Here is a 19,268-nt window from a genome sequence, read left to right as displayed (position 1 = left end):
AAGGGTGCGAATATCGCACCCTTATTCATTTATTCGCGGCAATGCTATGTTTCTTAGCAAAGCGCCTCGTATCGATAGTGTTTAACGAGTGGCCGCCGTCTCAATATCAGCACCTTCACGCAAAGATTTTACAAACGCAGCATAAGCCGTTTGACTATTCGCACCGGCAAGGCGTTGTTGGATAGCTGCTACTGTTGCATCGTCTGCGGCTTCTGGCGCTTTCACGTCGAGCAGTTCAATCAAGGCAACATCGCCACTGCCAAGACGTGCGACGCGACGAGATTTGCCTTCTGCTGGCGCAAGCGTAAACAGCGTGCTTACCACATTGGCAGGAAGCTGCTGATTAGCGCGATTCACGTTTTCTGCAGTTTCCCAACTCAGCGAACGGTTTGCTAATGCGTCATCAATCGTATTACCTGCATCCAGTTCAGCAAGCTGCGATTCGGCCCAACTCTCAGCAGCCTGCTGAGACTTTTCAGCACGCAGTGAGGCTGTGATGGCATCGCGCACTTCGTCAAGCGCTTTGGTTCGCTGCGGCTCATGCTCGCTCACACGCACAACCACAACGGTATTCGCATCCATTTCAATCAAATCGCTGTTAACCTGCTCTTCAATTAACTCAGGAGAAAATACGTCACTGACAACCTGAGGGTTATCAATAGCGGCGGGTACTTGATTACGACTGAATTGCTCTGTGGTTTCGATTGATGTATTCGCCACGGCAGCCACTTCGTCAAGTGTGTCTGGCACTTCAAAAGCAACCTCGGCCATACGAGACTGTAGTTCGTAGAACTTATCTGTGGCACGTTCGATGGTCAGGCTTTCTTTAATGCTATCTTTCACTTCCGCTAGCGTTTTAACGGTTTCCGGCTGAAGCTCAGTCAACTTGATAATGTGGTAACCATACTCTGTGCGCACCACGTCAGTAATATCACCAACGGATTCGAGAGCGAATGCTGCGTCATCAAATGCATCATCCATTTGGCCCGGCATGATAAAGTCTAAATCACCGCCTTCTTCTGCAGAGCCAAAGTCATCAGAATTTTCTTCTGCTAACGTTGCAAAATCAGCGCCGTCTTTCAGCTCAGCAAGCAGAGATTCCGCTTTTTGCTGGGCTTCTTCGCTGTCTTCTTCTGACGCAATTAAAATGTGCGAAACACGACGACGCTCTTCGGTACGATACTGATCTTTATTCTCTTCATACCAGGCAGCAATGTCTTCGTCAGAAACCGATACATCGCCTTTAAGATCATCAACAGACAGCTTCACATAAGAAACAGCGACTTTCTCTTCGGTATCAAACGCAGTGATATTAGTATCGTAGTAGCTTTGAATATCGGCATCAGTAATATCTACTTCATCAGCAAACGGGGCTGAATCGATGACAAGATATCGGGCATCACGTGTTTGTGCCTGAAGCGCATATACACGCTTGGCTTCGCCCGGTAGGGCAAAATCAGATACACCCAACGCGCGGGTCAGTTGCTCACGGGTTAACTGTGTGCGCAGCAAATCTCTGAAATCACTCGGCTGATAGCCGTTCTGACGCAGCAGCATCAGATAACGATCGTTGTTAAATTCGCCGCCGCTTTGAAACTCAGGCATATTACGAATGGTGTTACGAATTTGCTCGTCACCCACTCTCAAACCCAGCTCTTCCGCTTTTTGTAAAACCAATTTCTCGTCTATCAGGCTGTCTAATACGCCGCCACGAAATTGCTGAAGATAACCTTCGTCAGCAAACAGTGCTGATACGCTCTCACCGTACTGCGATTCCATGCGACTACGCTGAGACTGATAAGCTCGCTCTAATTCATTCAGACTGATTTCTTCGCCATTTACGGTTGCGGCAACTGTCTCGCCTGAGCTATTCAGGTAGCTGCCAACGCCCGCGAACACAAAGCTCAGCACGACCAAACCAATGATGATCATCGCCCAGGGGCCCTGCGAACCTTCTCGGATTCTTTCTAACATGACTTACATTCAACTCCGTTGCTTACTTCTCAAAGCCCACGGTCCGTACGATGCGGTGTGGACAAAATATGCCAGATTATATCGATTCCCCCCGCCAAACGCGACATTACCATCAGTCTATTTGCAAGAATCATCGATTAATCCAGTCAATTTGCCGGGATGGACTGCGGGAGCTTAGGGGTAGGACAAATAAAAAAGGCGATGGTTCTGACCATCGCCTTTTGTCAAATCTTGTTTGCTTAGTTACAAGCGTCTTTCAGAGCTTTACCAGCTTTGAAAGAAGGTACTTTAGCAGCAGCGATTTGGATTGTGTCACCAGTCTGCGGGTTACGGCCAGTGCGCGCAGAGCGCTCACGAACCGCGAACGTACCGAAACCTACCAGTGCGACCTGATCACCTTCTTTAAGCGCTGCGGTAACTGCATCAGTGAATGCATCTAATGCACGGCCTGCAGCAGCTTTAGAGATATCTGCACCAGCAGCGATTTGGTCGATTAGTTGAGACTTGTTCACAATTATGATCCCCTTCGATTGTTATTATACTGTTTGTCCGAAAACAGTGATTGTCTTTTCGAACGTTATAACAAGCTTGATTAATAGATTCAAGTACAGTGTTACAATTATTTAACGTTTAATGATTCGCTGCAATCCCTTTAGAGACAAGGCTTCAAGCGAGTACGTTGTAAAGGTAACACAACTTCTGAGAGTTGAAAGCCCTAAATTTGAAAAAATCATCGAATTTAGGGTTTCAACGTTTATTTTTTAAGCAAAAACAAAAAAATGACGCTGGATCCCGCGTGTTTACTGCGATCCAGCTTTCTCTAGCTGTCACTTTTCAGTGACAACCTTAAACGACTCAACAGGCTCCTGAAGCGCAATATCGAGCACCTCATCAATCCATTGAACCGGATGTATCGACAAATCCGCTTTCACGTTGTCTGGAATCTCTTCCAAATCACGCTCATTGTCTTTAGGAATAACCACCGTTTTAATACCGCCTCGGTGAGCCGCCAGTAACTTCTCTTTCAAACCACCGATGGCCAATACTTCCCCGCGTAGCGTAATTTCACCCGTCATGGCCACTTCACACTTCACCGGATTACCCGTAAGCGTTGATACGAGCGCCGTACACATAGCAATACCCGCGCTTGGCCCGTCTTTTGGTGTCGCACCTTCAGGAACGTGTACGTGAATGTCACGTTTTTCGTAGAAATCTGCATTAATACGCAGTTTTTCTGCACGACTTCTTACCACCGTCATCGCAGCTTGAATAGATTCCTGCATCACATCGCCCAGTGAACCGGTAGATGTCATTTTGCCCTTCCCTGGAACTGCAGTGGTTTCGATAGTCAACAAATCACCACCAACCTGAGTCCATGCAAGACCAGTTACCTGACCAATCTGGTTGTCTTTGTCTGCTTTACCGTAATCGAAGCGCTGAACACCGAGGTAGTCTTTCAGGTTTTCCTGCGTCACCACCACTTTGTCTTTACTCTTGCTAAGCAAAATGTCTTTCACGGCTTTGCGGCAAACTTTCGAGATCTCACGCTCAAGACTTCGCACACCCGCTTCACGGGTATAGTAACGAATCATACCAATGATGGCAGACTCAGTGATATCTAACTCTTTCGCTTTAAGACCGTTTCTTTCCATCTGTTTTGAAATCAGATGACGGGTAGCAATATTGAGCTTTTCATCTTCGGTATAACCCGATAAACGAATCACTTCCATACGGTCTAACAACGGACCTGGAATATTCATGCTATTTGAAGTTGCCACGAACATGACATCAGACAGGTCGTAATCGACTTCCAGGTAATGGTCGCTAAAGCTGCTGTTTTGCTCTGGGTCGAGCACTTCTAATAACGCAGACGATGGGTCACCACGCATGTCAGAAGACATCTTGTCGATTTCATCTAATAGGAACAGCGGGTTTTTCACCCCTACTTTCGCCATTTTTTGAATCAGCTTACCGGGTAAAGAACCGATATAAGTACGACGATGTCCACGAATTTCCGCTTCGTCACGCACACCACCCAGTGCCATACGCACATACTTACGTCCTGTTGCTTTAGCAATGGACTGGCCCAGTGAAGTTTTACCCACACCAGGAGGACCCACTAAACAAAGAATAGGACCTTTAAGTTTTCGGACACGTTTTTGAACAGCCAGATACTCAACGATGCGCTCTTTGACTTTCTCCAAACCGTAGTGGTCTGCATTCAATACTTTTTCAGCCAGTGACAAATCTTTCTTCACTGCACTGCGTTTATGCCAAGGAACATTCGTTAGCCATTCAATATAGCTACGTACCACTGTGGCTTCCGCCGACATAGGAGACATCATCTTCAGCTTCTGCAACTCAGCTCGCGCCTTGTCTTCGGCTTCCTGAGGCATCTTCGCTTCTTCGATCTTTTTACTCAGTGCTTCAAATTCGTCAGGGGCGTCGTCAAGCTCACCCAGTTCTTTCTGAATGGCTTTCATCTGCTCATTCAGGTAGTACTCACGCTGGCTTTTCTCCATTTGCTTTTTCACACGGGTACGAATTTTCTTTTCGACCTGTAGCAAATCAATTTCACCTTCCATCAGTGCCATCAAATATTCGAGACGTTCGTTCACGCCTTTCATCTCTAACACCTTTTGTTTTTCAGCGAGCTTCAATGGCATATGCGCCGCCATGGTGTCTGCCAGGCGAGCCGCATCTTCGATACCATTTAAAGAAGTGAGCACTTCAGGCGGGATTTTCTTATTCAGTTTGACGTAACCCTCAAACTGCGACACTGCCGAGCGAATAAGCACTTCCTGCTCGTTCTCAGGAAGCAGTTCGTCTTCAACACGGTTTACCTGAGCAACAAAGAATGGCTCAGCTTGCTCATAGCTGTGAATTTCTCCACGCACGTTACCTTCAACCAGCACTTTAACGGTACCGTCGGGTAACTTGAGCAATTGTAAAATCGTCGCCAACGTACCTACTTCAAAAATATCATCCGCCTCAGGCTCATCAACACTGGCGTCTTTCTGAGCGACTAGAAAAATTTGTTTATCATTTTCCATTGCCGCTTCAAGGCAACGAATGGATTTTTCCCTACCAACAAATAGCGGTATGACCATATGGGGATAAACGACTACGTCCCGTAAGGCAAGTACGGGGATCTCAATGCGATCTTCACGCTCTACTGTCATACGTGTTCTCTGTATTGTTCATAATGTGAATTGATATGGGGATGCACAGGCAAAGTTCAATCAATCCTGTGTTAAACCTTGTTACTTTAACCATTATCGATTTTTAATGATGGTGCAACCTTTTTGTGTGGTCGACAGAAATGAAGTCAGCTAACTGTTCATTTATCCAACTTTGTACTGCTTAGTTATTAATAAAGACAACTATTATTAAATAAATAGAACCTGTTTATTACATGTAAAATACAAAAATGCGTTAATATTTAGTCATATCCCAGACTTTATATTTGTACTGAAACTTGTTATGAAATTGTCATCATCCTCATCTCAAGCTGGCTTCTCTCTGATTGAACTGATTCTTGTTATTATCATACTCGGTGTGTTGGCAGTAACAGCGGCTCCGCGTTTTGTTGACATTCAGGATGATGCACAGGCAGCCAGCGTGCAGGGTGTTGGTACAGCGTTTGGTGCCAGTGTCAGACTCGCGCGTCTGAAATGGCAGGCTAGTGGTTACGCCGGAGCGGTCGATGATCTTGATGTTTTTGGTAATGGCGAGAGACTGGTAGACTTTAACGTTTACGGGTGGCCAGTACAAAGTTACTGGGTGTCTGAAGAAAGTCCTGTGCTGGATAACAGCTGGGACTGTACTTCTGTTTGGAATACGCTTTTAATAGAGGGCAGCCCCACAGTAGCAGAAGATACTTCTGCGGACTATCAGGCAACCTACGTTGATGGCACCTGTACATTTATTCTGGTGAACCAGCCGGCATTTTCTATCTTTTACAGCTCAGTGACGGGCGAAGTCGCTGTTGATGCTGCACTGTAACACCATCGTGGACTGCAACGCCTTACTCTAAAGAGTTTAAGGCTAATCCGCACAAACAAAAAAGGCCCTTTCGGGCCTTTTTCATTCAAATACTAAACGCCGTTATTCAGACGCCGCTTTTTTCTCTTCACTCTTGTACATCAAAATAGGCTTCGACTCGCCTTTAATAACAGACTCGTCGATGACTACCTTACAAACATTTTCCATAGAAGGCAGTTCGTACATGGTATCAAGAAGTACAGCTTCTACGATTGAACGCAAACCACGAGCACCGGTTTTCCGCTGCATCGCTTTTCGCGCAATAGCATTAAGCGCATCGTCACGGAATTCAAGCTCTGTTTCTTCCATGGCAAACAATGCTGCATACTGTTTAGTAATCGCATTTTTCGGCTCACGGAGAATTTGAATTAACGCTTCTTCGTTCAGCTCTTCCAGACTGGTTACCACTGGCAAACGACCAATAAATTCTGGAATAAGACCGTATTTCACCAAATCTTCCGGCTCAACACGTTTGAACAAATCGCTCAGTTCACGTTGGCTTTCTTTAGACTTCACTGACGCACCGAAACCAATACCGGTATCTTTGTTGGCACGTTGCTCAATCACTTTATCGAGACCCGCGAATGCGCCACCACAGATGAACAGAATCTTCGACGTATCGACCTGCAGGAACTCCTGCTGCGGGTGTTTACGACCGCCCTGAGGAGGCACCGAAGCGACAGTACCTTCAATCAGTTTCAGTAGCGCCTGCTGAACACCTTCACCAGACACATCACGGGTGATCGATGGGTTGTCAGACTTGCGGGAAATCTTGTCGATTTCATCGATATAGACAATGCCGCGCTGGGCTTTTTCTACGTCGTAATCGCACTTCTGAAGCAGCTTCTGAATAATATTCTCTACGTCTTCACCTACATAACCCGCTTCGGTCAGCGTTGTCGCATCGGCCATAGTGAAAGGCACATCCAGCAATCTTGCTAAGGTTTCTGCGAGTAGGGTTTTACCACTACCTGTAGGACCAATCAGCAGGATGTTACTTTTACCTAACTCCACGCCTTCATGAACATCACCATTACGCAGGCGTTTGTAGTGGTTATATACCGCTACAGACAATACCTTTTTGGCATGTTCCTGACCAATAACATAATCATCGAGATGAGTATGAATTTCCTGAGGTTTAGGAAGCGCATCCTGTTTTTGCTTAGGTGCAATTTCCTTAATTTCCTCACGAATGATGTCGTTACATAACTCGACACACTCGTCACAAATAAAAACGGACGGTCCTGCTATCAGCTTACGTACTTCATGCTGGCTTTTGCCACAAAAAGAGCAGTACAAAAGCTTGTTATCGCCGTCGCCGTTCTGCTTGTCACTCATTACACTTTGCCTCTGCCTTTCCTGAACAAATAGATTTCGTGCGGGTACACGAGTTCAGGCTATCTATAACTATACTACTTAGTGGCGGCTGCGTCAGATCGATTTGTTAAAATCTGATCGATCAGGCCATATTCCTTGGCTTCTGCTGCACTAAGGAAGTTATCCCGATCCGTATCGCGTGCAACTTTTTCATAATCCTGACCAGTATGTTCCGCCATCAGACGGTTCATTTTTTCTTTAATAGACAGAATTTCTTTCGCGTGGATTTCAAAATCCGACGCCTGTCCCTGGAAACCACCTAGCGGCTGGTGAATCATCACGCGAGAATTAGGCAGACAAAAACGCTTGCCCTTCGCACCACCTGACAACAGGAACGCGCCCATACTCGCAGCCTGACCAATACATACTGTACTTACGTCTGGTTTAATAAAATTCATGGTGTCGTAGATTGCCATACCGGCAGTGACTGAACCGCCTGGAGAGTTGATATACAGGAAGATATCTTTCTCTGGATTCTCGGCTTCAAGGAATAACATTTGGGCGACAATCAAATTCGCCATGTGGTCTTCGACCTGGCCCACTAAGAAAATCACATTTTCTTTCAGTAGACGGGAATAAATATCGTAGGAACGTTCACCTTTAGACGTCTGCTCGACGACCATCGGCACCAATGCATCTTGTGGTTCAAATGGGTTTATCATATCTACCTTGATTTCTTAGCGTTAAAAACAAAAATGCCCGGAAGGTTCCGAGCATTTAAGCAGTTGCTGACAGGTTAAGTCAATCAGAGGGTAATAAATTACGCCTGTTTGTTCATAACCTCGTCAAAAGCTTTGGTGACATCCTGAGTTTTGGCATTTTCCAGCACCCAATCAATCGCCTGCTCTTCCAGTGCGACGTTGCGCATCTGGTTCATCAGTTCTTCGTTAGCTTTATAATAGTCCACAACTTCCTGAGGATCTTCATAAGCTGACGCTGCAGACTCAATTAAAGCCATTACTTTTTCGTCATCTGCTTTCAGTTCGTTCTGCTTGATCACTTCACCTAACAGCAGACCGATGCGAACACGACGTGTTGCATTGTCAGTGAACAGTTCAGCTGGCAGTTCTGGCATGTTGGCGCCGCCGCCCTGTTGGCTGAAACGTTGTTTAGCCTGTTCACGCAGTGCGTTTACTTCTTGATCGATCAGTGCTTTAGGCACGTCAAATTCGTTCTTTTCAAGAAGTTTAGTAATAACATCTTCTTTTACGGTAGTTTTCAGTGTTTGAGTCAGTTCGCGTTCCATGTTTTTACGCACTTCCGCTTTTAATGCCTCAACACCACCTTCTTCTACACCGAAGAGTTTAGCGAATTCTTCATCAACGTCAGGTAATTGCTTACCTTCAACTTTTTGAACTGTTACGTCGAATACCGCTTCTTTACCTTTCAGGTTTTCCGCGTGGTAGTCTTCAGGGAAAGTCACTTCAACTTTCACTTCTTCGCCTTTCTTCGCGCCTACCAGTGGCTCTTCAAAGCCTGGGATCATGCGGTTCTGGCCCAGTTCCAGTGTAAAGTCTTCTGCTTTGCCACCTTCAAATTCTTCACCGTCAACCTTACCTACGAAGTCGATAACTACACGGTCATCTTTTTTCGCTTTACGCTTAACTTCTTTCCAGGTTGCGTGTTGCTTTTGCAGTGTCTCCATCATGTTATCGAGGTCAGCGTCGGAAATTTCAACCACTGGCTTCTCAATTTCGATGTCTGCTACGCCCTGAACTTCAACTTCAGGATACACTTCAAATGCTGCAACGAACTCTAAATCCTGGCCATTTTCATCTTTAACCAGTTCAAAAGAAGGCATGCCTGCAGGATTAATTTTTTCCTGAACAATTGCCTGGTAGAAGTTTTGTTGCATTACATCGCCAGCAACTTCCTGACGAACAGCTGCGCCGAAACGCTTCTGGATCACGCTTACTGGTACTTTACCAGGACGGAAACCGTTGATGCGTTGCGTTTTTGATAGTTGTTGAAGACGCGCTTTAACCGCAGAATCAACAGAATCTGCTGGAACGGTAATAGTAAGACGGCGTTCTAAACCCTGGGTCGTCTCGACTGAAACTTGCATTTTGTTACCTCAACTGTGCGTCTTAAAGTGACGCTTTGTTTGAATCCCCTTCCCGTCCTTGCCTGATTCGGCGCGTAACACCGGGGTTAGAGGGACTGTTATTCAACAGTGTTAAACCGTTGTTTAATCACATTGGTTAAAAAAAGACGCGGTAGTATACAAGCAGCTTTTTGCAGAGTCGAGAGGGTTTGGCAACAAATCACAGGAAATTAGTCTGTTGACGCAAGATTTATGCGAAGATGTAGAAAATACAGGGAAAATTGGGAAATAAATGGTCGGTGAGACAGGATTTGAACCTGCGACCCCTTGGACCCAAACCAAGTGCGCTACCAAACTGCGCCACTCACCGAGCAGAATTTTTTCGAAGACGTAAGGAATGCGTCAAAGAAAGCCAACCGATATTGGCTAAAGGTGATTTGCACTATTCTTCCCTATTAAAGGAAGAGTGGGGTGGACGATGGGACTTGAACCCACGACAACCGGAATCACAATCCGGGGCTCTACCAACTGAGCTACGCCCACCACAGGATAGTGCATTTACAAACATCGCTATTCTACGACATAAATAACTGTTTGTCAGTCATTTTTTCCTGCCAGCTCGCTATGGCGCGTCCGGCAGGATTCGAACCTGCGACCCACGGCTTAGAAGGCCGTTGCTCTATCCAGCTGAGCTACGGACGCCCGACGAATCGACGTTTGTAAAAGTGGTCGGTGAGACAGGATTTGAACCTGCGACCCCTTGGACCCAAACCAAGTGCGCTACCAAACTGCGCCACTCACCGACTGTGTAAGGCAGTAATGTTCCCTGCCGTTACGGGGTGCGAATACTATAGCCAACATCCCAACTCGTCAAACACTTTTTTCAATAAAATTACTGACCGCTCACAAACCGCGCAATCCTCTTTTTTTTTGACCAATCTGCTGCTCTTTTATGCACATATTCACTTTGGCAAGGTGTCGCAACATGTGAAACAATATAGAGAGTAACGTAATGATATGAGAAGAATACATTCATGAGTGCCCACCTTATTGATGGCAAGGTCATTGCCAAACAAGTTCGCCAGGACGTAGCGACTTATGTTGAATCACTGAAAGAAGCCGGAAAGCGATGTCCGGGTCTGGCGGTTGTATTAGTAGGAAGCGATGCAGCTTCTCAAGTTTATGTATCGAATAAACGTAAAGCTTGTGAAGAAGTCGGTTTTGTTTCCCGCTCATTCGATTTACCTGCAGATACTTCAGAAGAAGAATTGTTATCTGTCGTCGACAAGCTGAATAACGATCCTGAAATCGACGGTATCTTAGTACAGCTTCCATTACCTGCCGGTTTGAATGCTGAGCGTGTGCTGGAACGTATTGAACCGCACAAAGACGTAGACGGCTTCCATCCCTACAATATTGGTCGTTTGGCGCAGCGTATCCCCGCCCTGCGCCCTTGTACGCCCAAAGGCATCATGACCATGATTGAAGCCACAAAACGTCCTGTGAAGGGATTAGACGCGGTTATTGTGGGTGCCAGTAATATTGTTGGTCGTCCGATGGCCCTTGAATTACTGCTTGCAGGCTGTACGGTGACAACGTGCCATAAGTTTACTCAGGATCTGAAATCCCATGTGAGTCGTGCAGATCTATTGGTGGTTGCAGTGGGCAAGCCTAACTTTATTCCTGGCGACTGGATTAAACCAGGTGCCATTGTGATTGATGTGGGCATCAATCGTGTTGCTGATGGCTCTTTGGTTGGAGACGTCGACTTCGAAAACGCCAGAAATCGCGCAGGTTATATTACCCCTGTTCCAGGCGGCGTAGGCCCGATGACGGTTGCAAGCCTGATCGAAAATACTTTAGAAGCTTACGTTAAGTACCATTCATGAAGCTTGAAGACCGGGTGGCCATTGCCACCCGCGAATGGGTAGCCAGCGTCGTTATTGGATATAATTTTTGTCCTTTCGCCCGCCCCGTTTTTGAACCTGACCGAATAAAATACGCCGTAGATCATAGCGATAACGTTGGGGATGTATTGGAAACCCTCTACCAAAGCTGTCTCGAATTGCGTGAGAATGACAACATCGCTACCACGCTGGTCATATTCGACAACTGCGCCCAGAACTTTGACGACTATCTCGATGTGCTGGCCATGGCAGAACAACTTATGGAGCAAAGCGGTTTTAGTGGTGAGTTTCAATTGGCCAGTTTTCATCCTGACTATCAGTTTGATGGTGAGGATGAATCGTCACCGGGGAATTTCACCAACCGGAGCCCTTACCCCACCCTGCACATCATTCGTGAACACGATATTGAACAGGCTATGCGGGGTAAAGAAGATTCATCGGCGATATACGAACGCAACATGCGTAAAGCCGAATCCCTCGGCTGTGCACATTTCGCCGGCATTCTTGATGACCTAAGAAAGCGTTAATACTGATATACCGTACGACAACGCTTTCTATCGATGTATCGAATTAACCTTGAACCATCATGTCGCGGCTAAGTAAAAACGGCCGCGCCTGACTTTCTGTTAAAACGAATTTCCACTCCGTAAACCAAGGCTTCGCACCTGGCACCTCAAAACGAAGTTCGTAACCGGCTTGTTTACCTGACGCGATGTAAGCCATTACCTCAGTGCCATCCTCAAGAGTAAATACAAGTTGGCTTAGCTGGGCCTGTTGATCCCATTGCGCAGGGACATATGGCGAAACGGCCTCAAAGTTAAAAGCCAGCATTTTATCAACGGCCTGACCAATCACAGTGGGGTAACGTAGCGTTTCAGTTGGTGCTAGATCAGATATTTGCCAACCATCCACACTTTCACCATGGCGATCAAGATTAAGCAACGGCGCACCATTCAGCGCGATAACGATGTCACGAATTGCCGTACTGGTGAATGGCAGTATGTCTCTAGTTAACCAACTGCTGCGATTTTCAGGCAACCGATAGTTTTTATCCACCAGCACACTGGTCTGGCTCTCCGGTTGGCGAACATAGGTACCTCGTCCTCCTGCTGCCTGACGTCCCACTAACAGTGATGTGGCATCATTGGCACCACCGGTTTCAATCAACACAGATTGCGCGTCTTCGTCACGCACACTTTCGACCCCTAGGCGATGATAGAAATCAGGTTGAGAGGTTTTTAATTCCACCACACCAGTTTGTGACAAGTCGATAACCAGCCTTGCCAGTTTTTTGGTGTCGACGGGAAAAGTCATCACGGTATCTAAGTGGGTCGCTATCCAGCGATCAGTGTCTTTCACCGCGGAAAAAAGCACGCCTTGGTGATTCTCAATTTTTATCCTTTGAAAATCTTTCGCTGCATTTTCCAGCTCCAACTCCAGCTTGTGACCTTCAAACGCCATCACTTCGTTATTGCCACTTTGCAAATAAAGCCACACTGAAGCACCGGTGCTGACTATTACTAGAAGCAATAAAATGATAATACGTAGATTCATGTGCTTGCTCCTTTCATGTAGGCCTTACCAGCACGGCGTTTAAATAAAAATGCCAACAACCAGATCAGGATTATCAATATGGCGGGAGCCACGACAATGTTGAACAACTTCAATTTGTCGCCGAGTTTGTCGATTTCGCGGTCTAACTGAAAACGCACTTCCCTTAGCGCCTGACGGATCTCAAGTCGCTTAGCTAAGTGCTCGTCGATGGTAGCCTGCTGCTGTTCGGTATAAACAATAGCTCCGCTCATACCTTGTTGCCCTTGCATCTCACGCAGCCGCTGTTCTGTTTTGGCCAGCTCTGCCTGTAGCCTTTCTTCTTCTTCGCGATAAGAAGCCTGCGCCGCGGTTTCCAAACTATCCACCCGGCTGAACGGGCGTGCAAAGGTTCCACGGGAACGAATACTGATTAATGCATCACTGCCTGCCAGATTTTCGATAGCGTTAACCACAAAATCCCCGTTATTCGCAAACGGCGTAAACACGGTATCACCGTAAAACGCCGATTGCTGCACCCAGAAACGGTCTGCCAACATATCGGCATCTGCAACAACAATGAGGTTCAGATTCTCGGTCTCTGCAACATAGTTTGCCGCGCGTTGTGGGTTTTGCGGGCGCTGATAAAACGACTTTGCTTTGCCTTGGTATCGTGCTGCTAACGTGTAGGTTTTCGTATTACCGCCAAAACCCCGGTGTAATGCCGAAGGGTTGGCAGTTTGCGCATAATTATCGGCATTAGTGAGGCCTGCATTCAACGTCGAGCGCATTAAAGGTTGCATCTTCAGTCCGCCGCCACGAACAGCCTCTAAAGCACCAAACGATGCACCGTTTAGGGAATCAAGGTTTGCGGTTACCACATCTTGTCGATCAAGCTGATTAGCCGTTAATCCAAGGATCCCAAAGTGCTTTACCATTGCACCATTTTCTTCCTGCAAATCGAACGCGAGTTGCGCGTCGAGCACAACATTTGTGAGGTCGACTTTCACGCCCCACCCCCGCAGTAAGGGCAATGAAGAGCGATTTGCCCCCACTTCCCGCAATGCAGCTAGCGCGCCGGTTTCATAATGAGGGTCAACGAAAGCTACAACCCGCCCGTTGTGCATGGCAAACTGATCGATGGCATACAGCAACTCATCCGATAGTGCCTGTGGGTGCATAAGCATGACAACGTCAGTGTCTTCCGGCAATTGCCTGTTTTTGCTACTGACCAACTGCACATCGTAAAGCTGAGAGAGTTGCTGATAAAACACTGTTGGCGCGGCAAATCGCCCGCTCAGAGGGTCCTGCCCGCCCGCGACGGGCAGGTCAGTTACCAACGCTAAACGAATCTCGTCAGGCTGGCTAAGTTGATAAATGAGTTTACTAATTTCGTATTCGAGGAACTGCGCATTTTTTTCATCAAAAAAGGGAATCGCGAACTGATCATCAAGTAAATTGGTACCGGCCAGCCCGAAATAAACGGATTCACCGGCATTCCCTACGGCAGCGCTGGTAAGCCCGAACTGGTTAGCGCGATCTTCGTTCTCAGAAAACGGAATAGGGTCAACAACCTGCAATTTCACTTTACCATTCGACGCTTGAGCATATTCCCGTAACAAGCTCTGCACCCGGTTTGCATAGTTACGAAGGCGAGTTTTCCCGGTAGTGGTCGTGTCTGAAAAGAAAAAGTACAGTGTGACCGGCTCGTTTAGCCCCTCAAGTACATTTCGTGTTCCCTGAGACAGGGAAAACACCGAATCCTCGGTTAAATCAACACGATGTCGACTTAGCAGCTGGTTGTTCAAATAAACCAACATGACAAACAGCACGGCCAACAGAAATAGGCTGATTAAGGCAGAAATCTTTTTCATCGTCATGGTTAGTCCGCCTTATTCTCGTCAATGATAATAACACTGGCAAACAGCCACGAGGCCGTCACAAGAACGAAGTAAGCCACATCAGAAGCAGCGAGGACGCCCTTCGCCATCGCATCAAAGTGAGTAAGAAAACTGAACGAAGCCACCGTATCCACGACAAGATTGCTTGCCCAGTTTTTAAACGCATCGATGACGATGTCTGATCCACTCACCACAAAGATAAAACACACTACGACAGACAGTACAAACGCCACCACCTGACTACGACTTACTGCAGACAGGCACTGACTGATTGCCAAAAAAGCGCCAGACATCAACCAACTGCCAATGTAAGCCGCAACAATAATACCGTTGTCCGGTGAGCCAAGGTAATTCACGGTTAACCACAGTGGGGTCGTCATGAGTAAGGCCAGACCAAGAATCGTCCAGCAAGCTAAAAATTTACCGATAACCGTTTGTGTAGTAGAAACCGGTAATGTCATAAGCAATTCAATGGTGCCGGATTTCTTTTCTTCTGCCCAACTACGCATGGCGATAGCAGGCACCAGAAACAAATATAGCCAGGGGTGGAAATCAAAAAATGGCAGTAAGTCTGCCTGTCCACGGGCATAAAAATCGCCCATAAAGAATGTACAAACACCGCTTAACACAAGAAAAATAGCGATATACACATAGGCAATAGGAGTGGCAAAAAAGCTACCGAATTCCCTGCGGGCAATAGTTAGACTGCGCATTACAAAGCCCCCTTGCCAATGGTGATTTCGCGGAATACGTCGTCCAGGCGACCGGTTTCAATAGTGAACTTATCAACCGGCAGGCGGAAATGGCTAACGTGTTCGGTCACCGGCGCCATGATGAGTTTACCTGGCTCGGGGAACAAGGTGATATCACCGGTTTCGCGGTCGATTTCCATTTCTTCCACCCCATCGATTTCGGCCAACCCTGAGATATCTGCGGCATAACTGAAATGGAGCGTGATTGCCTGATGATACCTTGAGCGACACTGCAGCTCGTAGGGCGTACCGTCGAACAATTTTTTACCCTCGTGAATGATCATTGCCCGGTTACATACCGCACTCACTTCTTCGAGAATATGTGTTGAGATAATTACAATTTTTTCTTTTGATAGTTTCTTAATTAACTCACGCACTTCATGCTTTTGATTGGGGTCGAGGCCATCAGTGGGTTCATCAAGGATGAGAATATCGGGATCATGAATAATGGCCTGAGCAAGACCAATGCGATGACGAAAGCCTTTAGATAATTTGTCTATCTGGCGATTCAATACATCGCGTAACTCAACCTGCTCAATCACATTCTGTAATCGCGCTTTGCGACGTTTGCCTTTAAGGCCCCGAACGCCAGCGATAAAACACAGGAACTGAAACACCGTCATATCACCGTATAACGGCGCGCCTTCAGGCAAATACCCGATCACTTCCTGCAATGCTTTCGCATCACCCGGCATATTCTGCCCGTTTATTTCGATGGAGCCAGAAGTGGGTTCGAGGAAACCTGTCAGCATTTTCATGGTTGTGGATTTGCCGGCACCGTTGGGTCCTAGAAATCCTACAATTTCACCGGGCTTTATGGTGAAAGACAATTCATCAACCGCTTTCAGGCGATGAAAATGTCGGGATAGATTGTCTACAACTATCATAGCTTTCCGTCTGCTACTGCATATTTGTTCTGACATCTGTAGGAAACAGATGATGTTTGATGTCGTTTGAGCTGCAACTTTTATGCTCTGCGCACAATCGGGCCATCAGTTTGCCATATCTGTGCGCGTCTGACACGACCGGAATAGGAATTCAGAAATAAAAAAAGCCTTACCGGAAAACCGGTAAGGCAGAGTTTCTGGGTTCCAGGGAGACCGAGAACCAACCCAGAAAGGCCCTCGGGGAAATAACCAGGCACACGTTACCGGCAAATTGTGAGATAATTATGACAACTGATAATTTTCACTAATGAGATGCTCCGGCCATGGCGCTACCGACAGATATTCTGCCAATCGGTACCATTGAAACCCCGTTCAAACAGAAATTTGCAATTCCCAGACAGCCAAATCTTGCCGACGCCCGAGGCACGATTACGTTTGGCGATGAATTCGCCGATCCCCGCGCCTTCGATGACATAGAAAACTACAGCCACCTGTGGCTGCTATTTTATTTCCATGAAACCGCAGAGCGAGGGTGGAAGTCCGCAGTGAAAGCCCCTCGCCTGGGCGGGAATGCCACTACGGGTGTTTTTGCATCTCGCAGTACACACCGGCCTAACAGCATTGGTATGTCAGTGGTGAAGAATAACGGCGTAACAATAAAAGATGGCAAAGCAATACTGTGTGTTTCCGGTGTTGATTTAGTAAGTGGCACGCCAATTTTGGATATTAAGCCCTACATTGCTTACGCGGATGCTATTTCTTCAGCCACCGACAGCATCACCGCCGTTGCCCCTATTCCCGCGCTCGAGGTGACCTTATCTTCTCAGGCACAACAGCGCTGCCAGCAGGTACGCAACGACTTTCCTGACCTGGAATCACTAATTTGCGAGGTACTGGCACAAGATCCCCGCCCCGCGTACAAACAAAAGTTACAAAGCGACCCAAAAACCTACAAAGTCATGCTCTATAATTTTGATATTAGCTGGCGTGTAACAAACGATGGCGTGGTCGTTGAAGCTATTGATCGCACGGCATAACCTGCGTTAAACACTAAACCGGAAAAACGACTTTTTCGGACATTTTTATACTGCTAGAATGGCGCCGTTTTTTTATTTCTGTATAGGATGAACCACCGTAATGCGCACGAGCCAATATTTGCTGTCTACGCAAAAAGAGACGCCTGCAGACGCTGAGGTTATCAGCCACCAGCTGATGATCAGAGCAGGCATGATCCGCAAACTAGCTGCTGGTCTCTACACCTGGTTGCCTAGCGGTCTGCGTGTACTGAACAAAATTGCTGATGTGGTACGTGACGAAATGAACAAGGCCGGTGCCGTTGAGGTACTGATGCCTGTGGTTCAGCCTGCCGATTTATGGGAAGAATCCGGACGTTGGGAAGAATATGGCCCGGAGCTGTTACGGATTAAAGATCGTAATCAGCGTGATTTCGTTTTAGGCCCGACACATGAAGAAGTGATCACAGCCCTGGTACGCAATGAAATTAGCAGCTACAAACAGTTGCCGCTCAATCTGTATCAAATTCAGACAAAATTCCGTGACGAAGTTCGCCCGCGCTTCGGTATTATGCGTGGCCGCGAGTTCACCATGAAAGACGCTTACAGCTTCCACATGGATGAAGCGTCATTGCAAGAAACCTACGATAAAATGTATCAGGCATACAGCAACATCTTCACTCGCTTGGGCCTAGATTTCCGTGCTGTTATCGCAGACTCGGGCTCTATCGGTGGTGCAGTTTCTCACGAGTTCCACGTACTGGCTGATTCCGGTGAAGACGATATTGCCTTCTCTACCGAGTCTAACTACGCCGCGAACGTTGAAATGGCAGAAGCCGTTGCGCCAGCAAAAGCGACAGCGTCTGGCGCCCCAGCAGAAGTAATTGATAAACCTTCTGGTATCAGCGTAGAAAACTTCCTGGCTAAGCAGGATACCGCACTGAAAGTGGTATTAGTAAAAGCGAAAAGCGAAGAAGATGCGGCGGATAAATGGGTTGCATTAGTACTGCGTCAAGAGCACACCCTGAACGATGTAAAAGCTGAAAAGCTTCCTCAGGTAGAATCACCTTTAGTGGTGGCCAGTGACGAAACAGCCAAAGAAGTGTTCGGCTGCTTCCCTCTTTTTGCCAACCCGACCAACCTTAACCTCGACGTTGTGGTTGATCGCAGCGCTGCTGCCGCCGCAGATTTTGTTTGTGGTGCGGGTGAAAATGCGAAGTTCATTGTTAATGCAAACTGGAACGGTGACATTGAAGTGGCGGATATTCGTGACGTGGTTGCGGGCGATCCATCACCTTGCGGCCAAGGCACGCTGGAAATCAAACGTGGTATTGAAGTTGGCCATATTTTCCAACTAGGCGACAAGTACTCTAAAGCCATGAACTGTGGCGTACTGAGTGAAACCGGCAAACACCAAATCCTGAGCATGGGCTGTTATGGTATTGGTGTATCTCGTATCGTGGCCGCCGCCATTGAGCAAAACCACGACAAAAACGGCATCATCTGGCCAGAGCCTATTGCACCGTTCACTCTGGCACTGATCCCGATGAATATGCATAAATCTCAACGCATCAAAGACGCAGCCGAGGCGTTATACTCTACACTTACCGCTCAGGGTATTAATGTATTGTTTGACGACCGCAAAGAGCGTCCGGGTGTTATGTTTAATGACATGGAACTCATTGGTGTGCCGCACAGTATCGTGGTTGGTGAGCGTAATCTCGATAACCAGCAGGTTGAATATAAAAATCGCAGAACCGGTGAAACCGAATTACTTGACCTGAGTCAGGTTGCGGAATTTATCGCTGCTCTGTAAACGGTCAGTCACGCCGCCGGGCA

At 47.1% G+C, this 19,268-nt stretch carries 15 protein-coding genes and 4 tRNA genes; 5 read left to right on the top strand and 14 right to left on the bottom strand.

The annotated features are described in order from the left end of the window. Positions 1–81 precede the first annotated feature (81 nt). The 3 genes from ppiD to lon all read right to left on the bottom strand — a co-directional run bounded on the left by ppiD (position 82) and on the right by lon (position 5,156). Positions 82–1,974, bottom strand: a complete 1,893-nt coding sequence (gene ppiD, locus ACXAGX_RS07215) for a peptidylprolyl isomerase (protein WP_474837443.1) — start codon at positions 1,972–1,974, stop codon at positions 82–84. Positions 1,975–2,213: 239 nt separating this feature from the next. Next, positions 2,214–2,486 (bottom strand): nucleoid-associated protein HU-beta, encoded by a 273-nt coding sequence (gene hupB / locus ACXAGX_RS07210; protein ID WP_070126647.1) that lies wholly within the window; start codon positions 2,484–2,486, stop codon positions 2,214–2,216. 315 nt (positions 2,487–2,801) lie between these two features. Continuing rightward, positions 2,802–5,156 carry an endopeptidase La gene (gene lon / locus ACXAGX_RS07205; protein WP_474837441.1) on the bottom strand — a complete coding sequence of 785 codons (2,355 nt, stop codon included), beginning with the start codon at positions 5,154–5,156 and terminating at the stop codon, positions 2,802–2,804. A gap of 301 nt (positions 5,157–5,457) precedes the next feature. Between lon and ACXAGX_RS07200 the strand changes: the two genes are divergently transcribed. Continuing rightward, entirely contained in the window at positions 5,458–5,979 is a 522-nt protein-coding gene (locus ACXAGX_RS07200; protein WP_474837439.1) for a prepilin-type N-terminal cleavage/methylation domain-containing protein, read from the top strand. A gap of 102 nt (positions 5,980–6,081) precedes the next feature. On the opposite strand, the gene clpX is transcribed toward ACXAGX_RS07200, so the two are convergent. From clpX to ACXAGX_RS07165, 7 genes are all read right to left on the bottom strand, one after another. After that, a complete protein-coding gene (gene clpX / locus ACXAGX_RS07195) occupies positions 6,082–7,356 on the bottom strand; it encodes an ATP-dependent protease ATP-binding subunit ClpX (RefSeq protein ID WP_070126644.1) in 1,275 nt (424 codons plus the stop codon). A 74-nt stretch (positions 7,357–7,430) separates the two neighbouring features. Further along, positions 7,431–8,057: an ATP-dependent Clp endopeptidase proteolytic subunit ClpP gene (gene clpP, locus ACXAGX_RS07190; RefSeq protein ID WP_070126643.1), complete on the bottom strand. Its 627-nt coding sequence runs from the start codon at positions 8,055–8,057 to the stop codon at positions 7,431–7,433. 98 nt (positions 8,058–8,155) lie between these two features. After that, a complete protein-coding gene (gene tig / locus ACXAGX_RS07185) occupies positions 8,156–9,460 on the bottom strand; it encodes a trigger factor (RefSeq protein ID WP_474824489.1) in 1,305 nt (434 codons plus the stop codon). Positions 9,461–9,732: 272 nt separating this feature from the next. After that, positions 9,733–9,809: transfer RNA gene (locus ACXAGX_RS07180), tRNA-Pro, on the bottom strand. Between the two features lie 97 nt (positions 9,810–9,906). Beyond that, positions 9,907–9,982 (bottom strand) — tRNA-His (locus ACXAGX_RS07175). A gap of 82 nt (positions 9,983–10,064) precedes the next feature. Further along, positions 10,065–10,141: transfer RNA gene (locus ACXAGX_RS07170), tRNA-Arg, on the bottom strand. A gap of 24 nt (positions 10,142–10,165) precedes the next feature. Beyond that, positions 10,166–10,242: transfer RNA gene (locus tag ACXAGX_RS07165), tRNA-Pro, on the bottom strand. A 231-nt stretch (positions 10,243–10,473) separates the two neighbouring features. Between ACXAGX_RS07165 and folD the strand changes: the two genes are divergently transcribed. After that, positions 10,474–11,328, top strand: coding sequence for a bifunctional methylenetetrahydrofolate dehydrogenase/methenyltetrahydrofolate cyclohydrolase FolD (folD, locus tag ACXAGX_RS07160; protein ID WP_474837437.1), 855 nt, complete (start codon positions 10,474–10,476; stop codon positions 11,326–11,328). Beyond that, positions 11,325–11,873: a DUF1415 domain-containing protein gene (locus ACXAGX_RS07155; protein ID WP_474824487.1), complete on the top strand. Its 549-nt coding sequence runs from the start codon at positions 11,325–11,327 to the stop codon at positions 11,871–11,873. The genes folD and ACXAGX_RS07155 overlap by 4 nt, the downstream gene beginning before the upstream one ends. Before the next feature lie 43 nt (positions 11,874–11,916). Here ACXAGX_RS07155 and ACXAGX_RS07150 read toward each other — a convergent pair whose 3' ends face one another. The 4 genes from ACXAGX_RS07150 to ACXAGX_RS07135 are packed head-to-tail and all read right to left on the bottom strand — an operon-like array spanning position 11,917 to position 16,416. After that, positions 11,917–12,900 (bottom strand): DUF4340 domain-containing protein, encoded by a 984-nt coding sequence (locus ACXAGX_RS07150; RefSeq protein WP_474824485.1) that lies wholly within the window; start codon positions 12,898–12,900, stop codon positions 11,917–11,919. Then, positions 12,897–14,756 carry a GldG family protein gene (locus ACXAGX_RS07145; RefSeq protein WP_474824483.1) on the bottom strand — a complete coding sequence of 620 codons (1,860 nt, stop codon included), beginning with the start codon at positions 14,754–14,756 and terminating at the stop codon, positions 12,897–12,899. The genes ACXAGX_RS07150 and ACXAGX_RS07145 overlap by 4 nt, the downstream gene beginning before the upstream one ends. A 2-nt stretch (positions 14,757–14,758) precedes the next feature. After that, positions 14,759–15,490, bottom strand: coding sequence for an ABC transporter permease subunit (locus ACXAGX_RS07140; protein ID WP_474824481.1), 732 nt, complete (start codon positions 15,488–15,490; stop codon positions 14,759–14,761). Continuing rightward, entirely contained in the window at positions 15,490–16,416 is a 927-nt protein-coding gene (locus ACXAGX_RS07135) for an ABC transporter ATP-binding protein (RefSeq protein WP_474824479.1), read from the bottom strand. The genes ACXAGX_RS07140 and ACXAGX_RS07135 overlap by 1 nt, the downstream gene beginning before the upstream one ends. 323 nt (positions 16,417–16,739) lie before the next feature. Between ACXAGX_RS07135 and tsaA the strand changes: the two genes are divergently transcribed. After that, complete coding sequence (tsaA, locus tag ACXAGX_RS07130; RefSeq protein WP_474837435.1) at positions 16,740–17,453, top strand: tRNA (N6-threonylcarbamoyladenosine(37)-N6)-methyltransferase TrmO; 714 nt, start codon at positions 16,740–16,742, stop codon at positions 17,451–17,453. A gap of 100 nt (positions 17,454–17,553) precedes the next feature. Next, positions 17,554–19,245 (top strand): proline--tRNA ligase, encoded by a 1,692-nt coding sequence (locus tag ACXAGX_RS07125; RefSeq protein ID WP_474837433.1) that lies wholly within the window; start codon positions 17,554–17,556, stop codon positions 19,243–19,245. The last annotated feature ends 23 nt before the right edge of the window (positions 19,246–19,268 follow it).

This window comes from Alteromonas sp. ABV4_515, from assembly GCF_056160345.1.
The sequence above is the reverse complement of the archived record's forward strand: the minus strand, read 5'-3'. Positions and strand labels throughout refer to the sequence as shown.

Coding starts and splice junctions, on each gene's coding strand:
- ppiD (WP_474837443.1), bottom strand. CDS start 1,974: ATGTTAGAAAGAATCCGAGAAGGTTCGCAGGGCCCCTGGGCGATGATC.
- lon (WP_474837441.1), bottom strand. CDS start 5,156: ATGACAGTAGAGCGTGAAGATCGCATTGAGATCCCCGTACTTGCCTTA.
- ACXAGX_RS07200 (WP_474837439.1), top strand. CDS start 5,458: ATGAAATTGTCATCATCCTCATCTCAAGCTGGCTTCTCTCTGATTGAA.
- clpX (WP_070126644.1), bottom strand. CDS start 7,356: ATGAGTGACAAGCAGAACGGCGACGGCGATAACAAGCTTTTGTACTGC.
- clpP (WP_070126643.1), bottom strand. CDS start 8,057: ATGATAAACCCATTTGAACCACAAGATGCATTGGTGCCGATGGTCGTC.
- tig (WP_474824489.1), bottom strand. CDS start 9,460: ATGCAAGTTTCAGTCGAGACGACCCAGGGTTTAGAACGCCGTCTTACT.
- folD (WP_474837437.1), top strand. CDS start 10,474: ATGAGTGCCCACCTTATTGATGGCAAGGTCATTGCCAAACAAGTTCGC.
- ACXAGX_RS07155 (WP_474824487.1), top strand. CDS start 11,325: ATGAAGCTTGAAGACCGGGTGGCCATTGCCACCCGCGAATGGGTAGCC.
- ACXAGX_RS07150 (WP_474824485.1), bottom strand. CDS start 12,900: ATGAATCTACGTATTATCATTTTATTGCTTCTAGTAATAGTCAGCACC.
- ACXAGX_RS07145 (WP_474824483.1), bottom strand. CDS start 14,756: ATGACGATGAAAAAGATTTCTGCCTTAATCAGCCTATTTCTGTTGGCC.
- ACXAGX_RS07140 (WP_474824481.1), bottom strand. CDS start 15,490: ATGCGCAGTCTAACTATTGCCCGCAGGGAATTCGGTAGCTTTTTTGCC.
- ACXAGX_RS07135 (WP_474824479.1), bottom strand. CDS start 16,416: ATGATAGTTGTAGACAATCTATCCCGACATTTTCATCGCCTGAAAGCG.
- tsaA (WP_474837435.1), top strand. CDS start 16,740: ATGGCGCTACCGACAGATATTCTGCCAATCGGTACCATTGAAACCCCG.
- ACXAGX_RS07125 (WP_474837433.1), top strand. CDS start 17,554: ATGCGCACGAGCCAATATTTGCTGTCTACGCAAAAAGAGACGCCTGCA.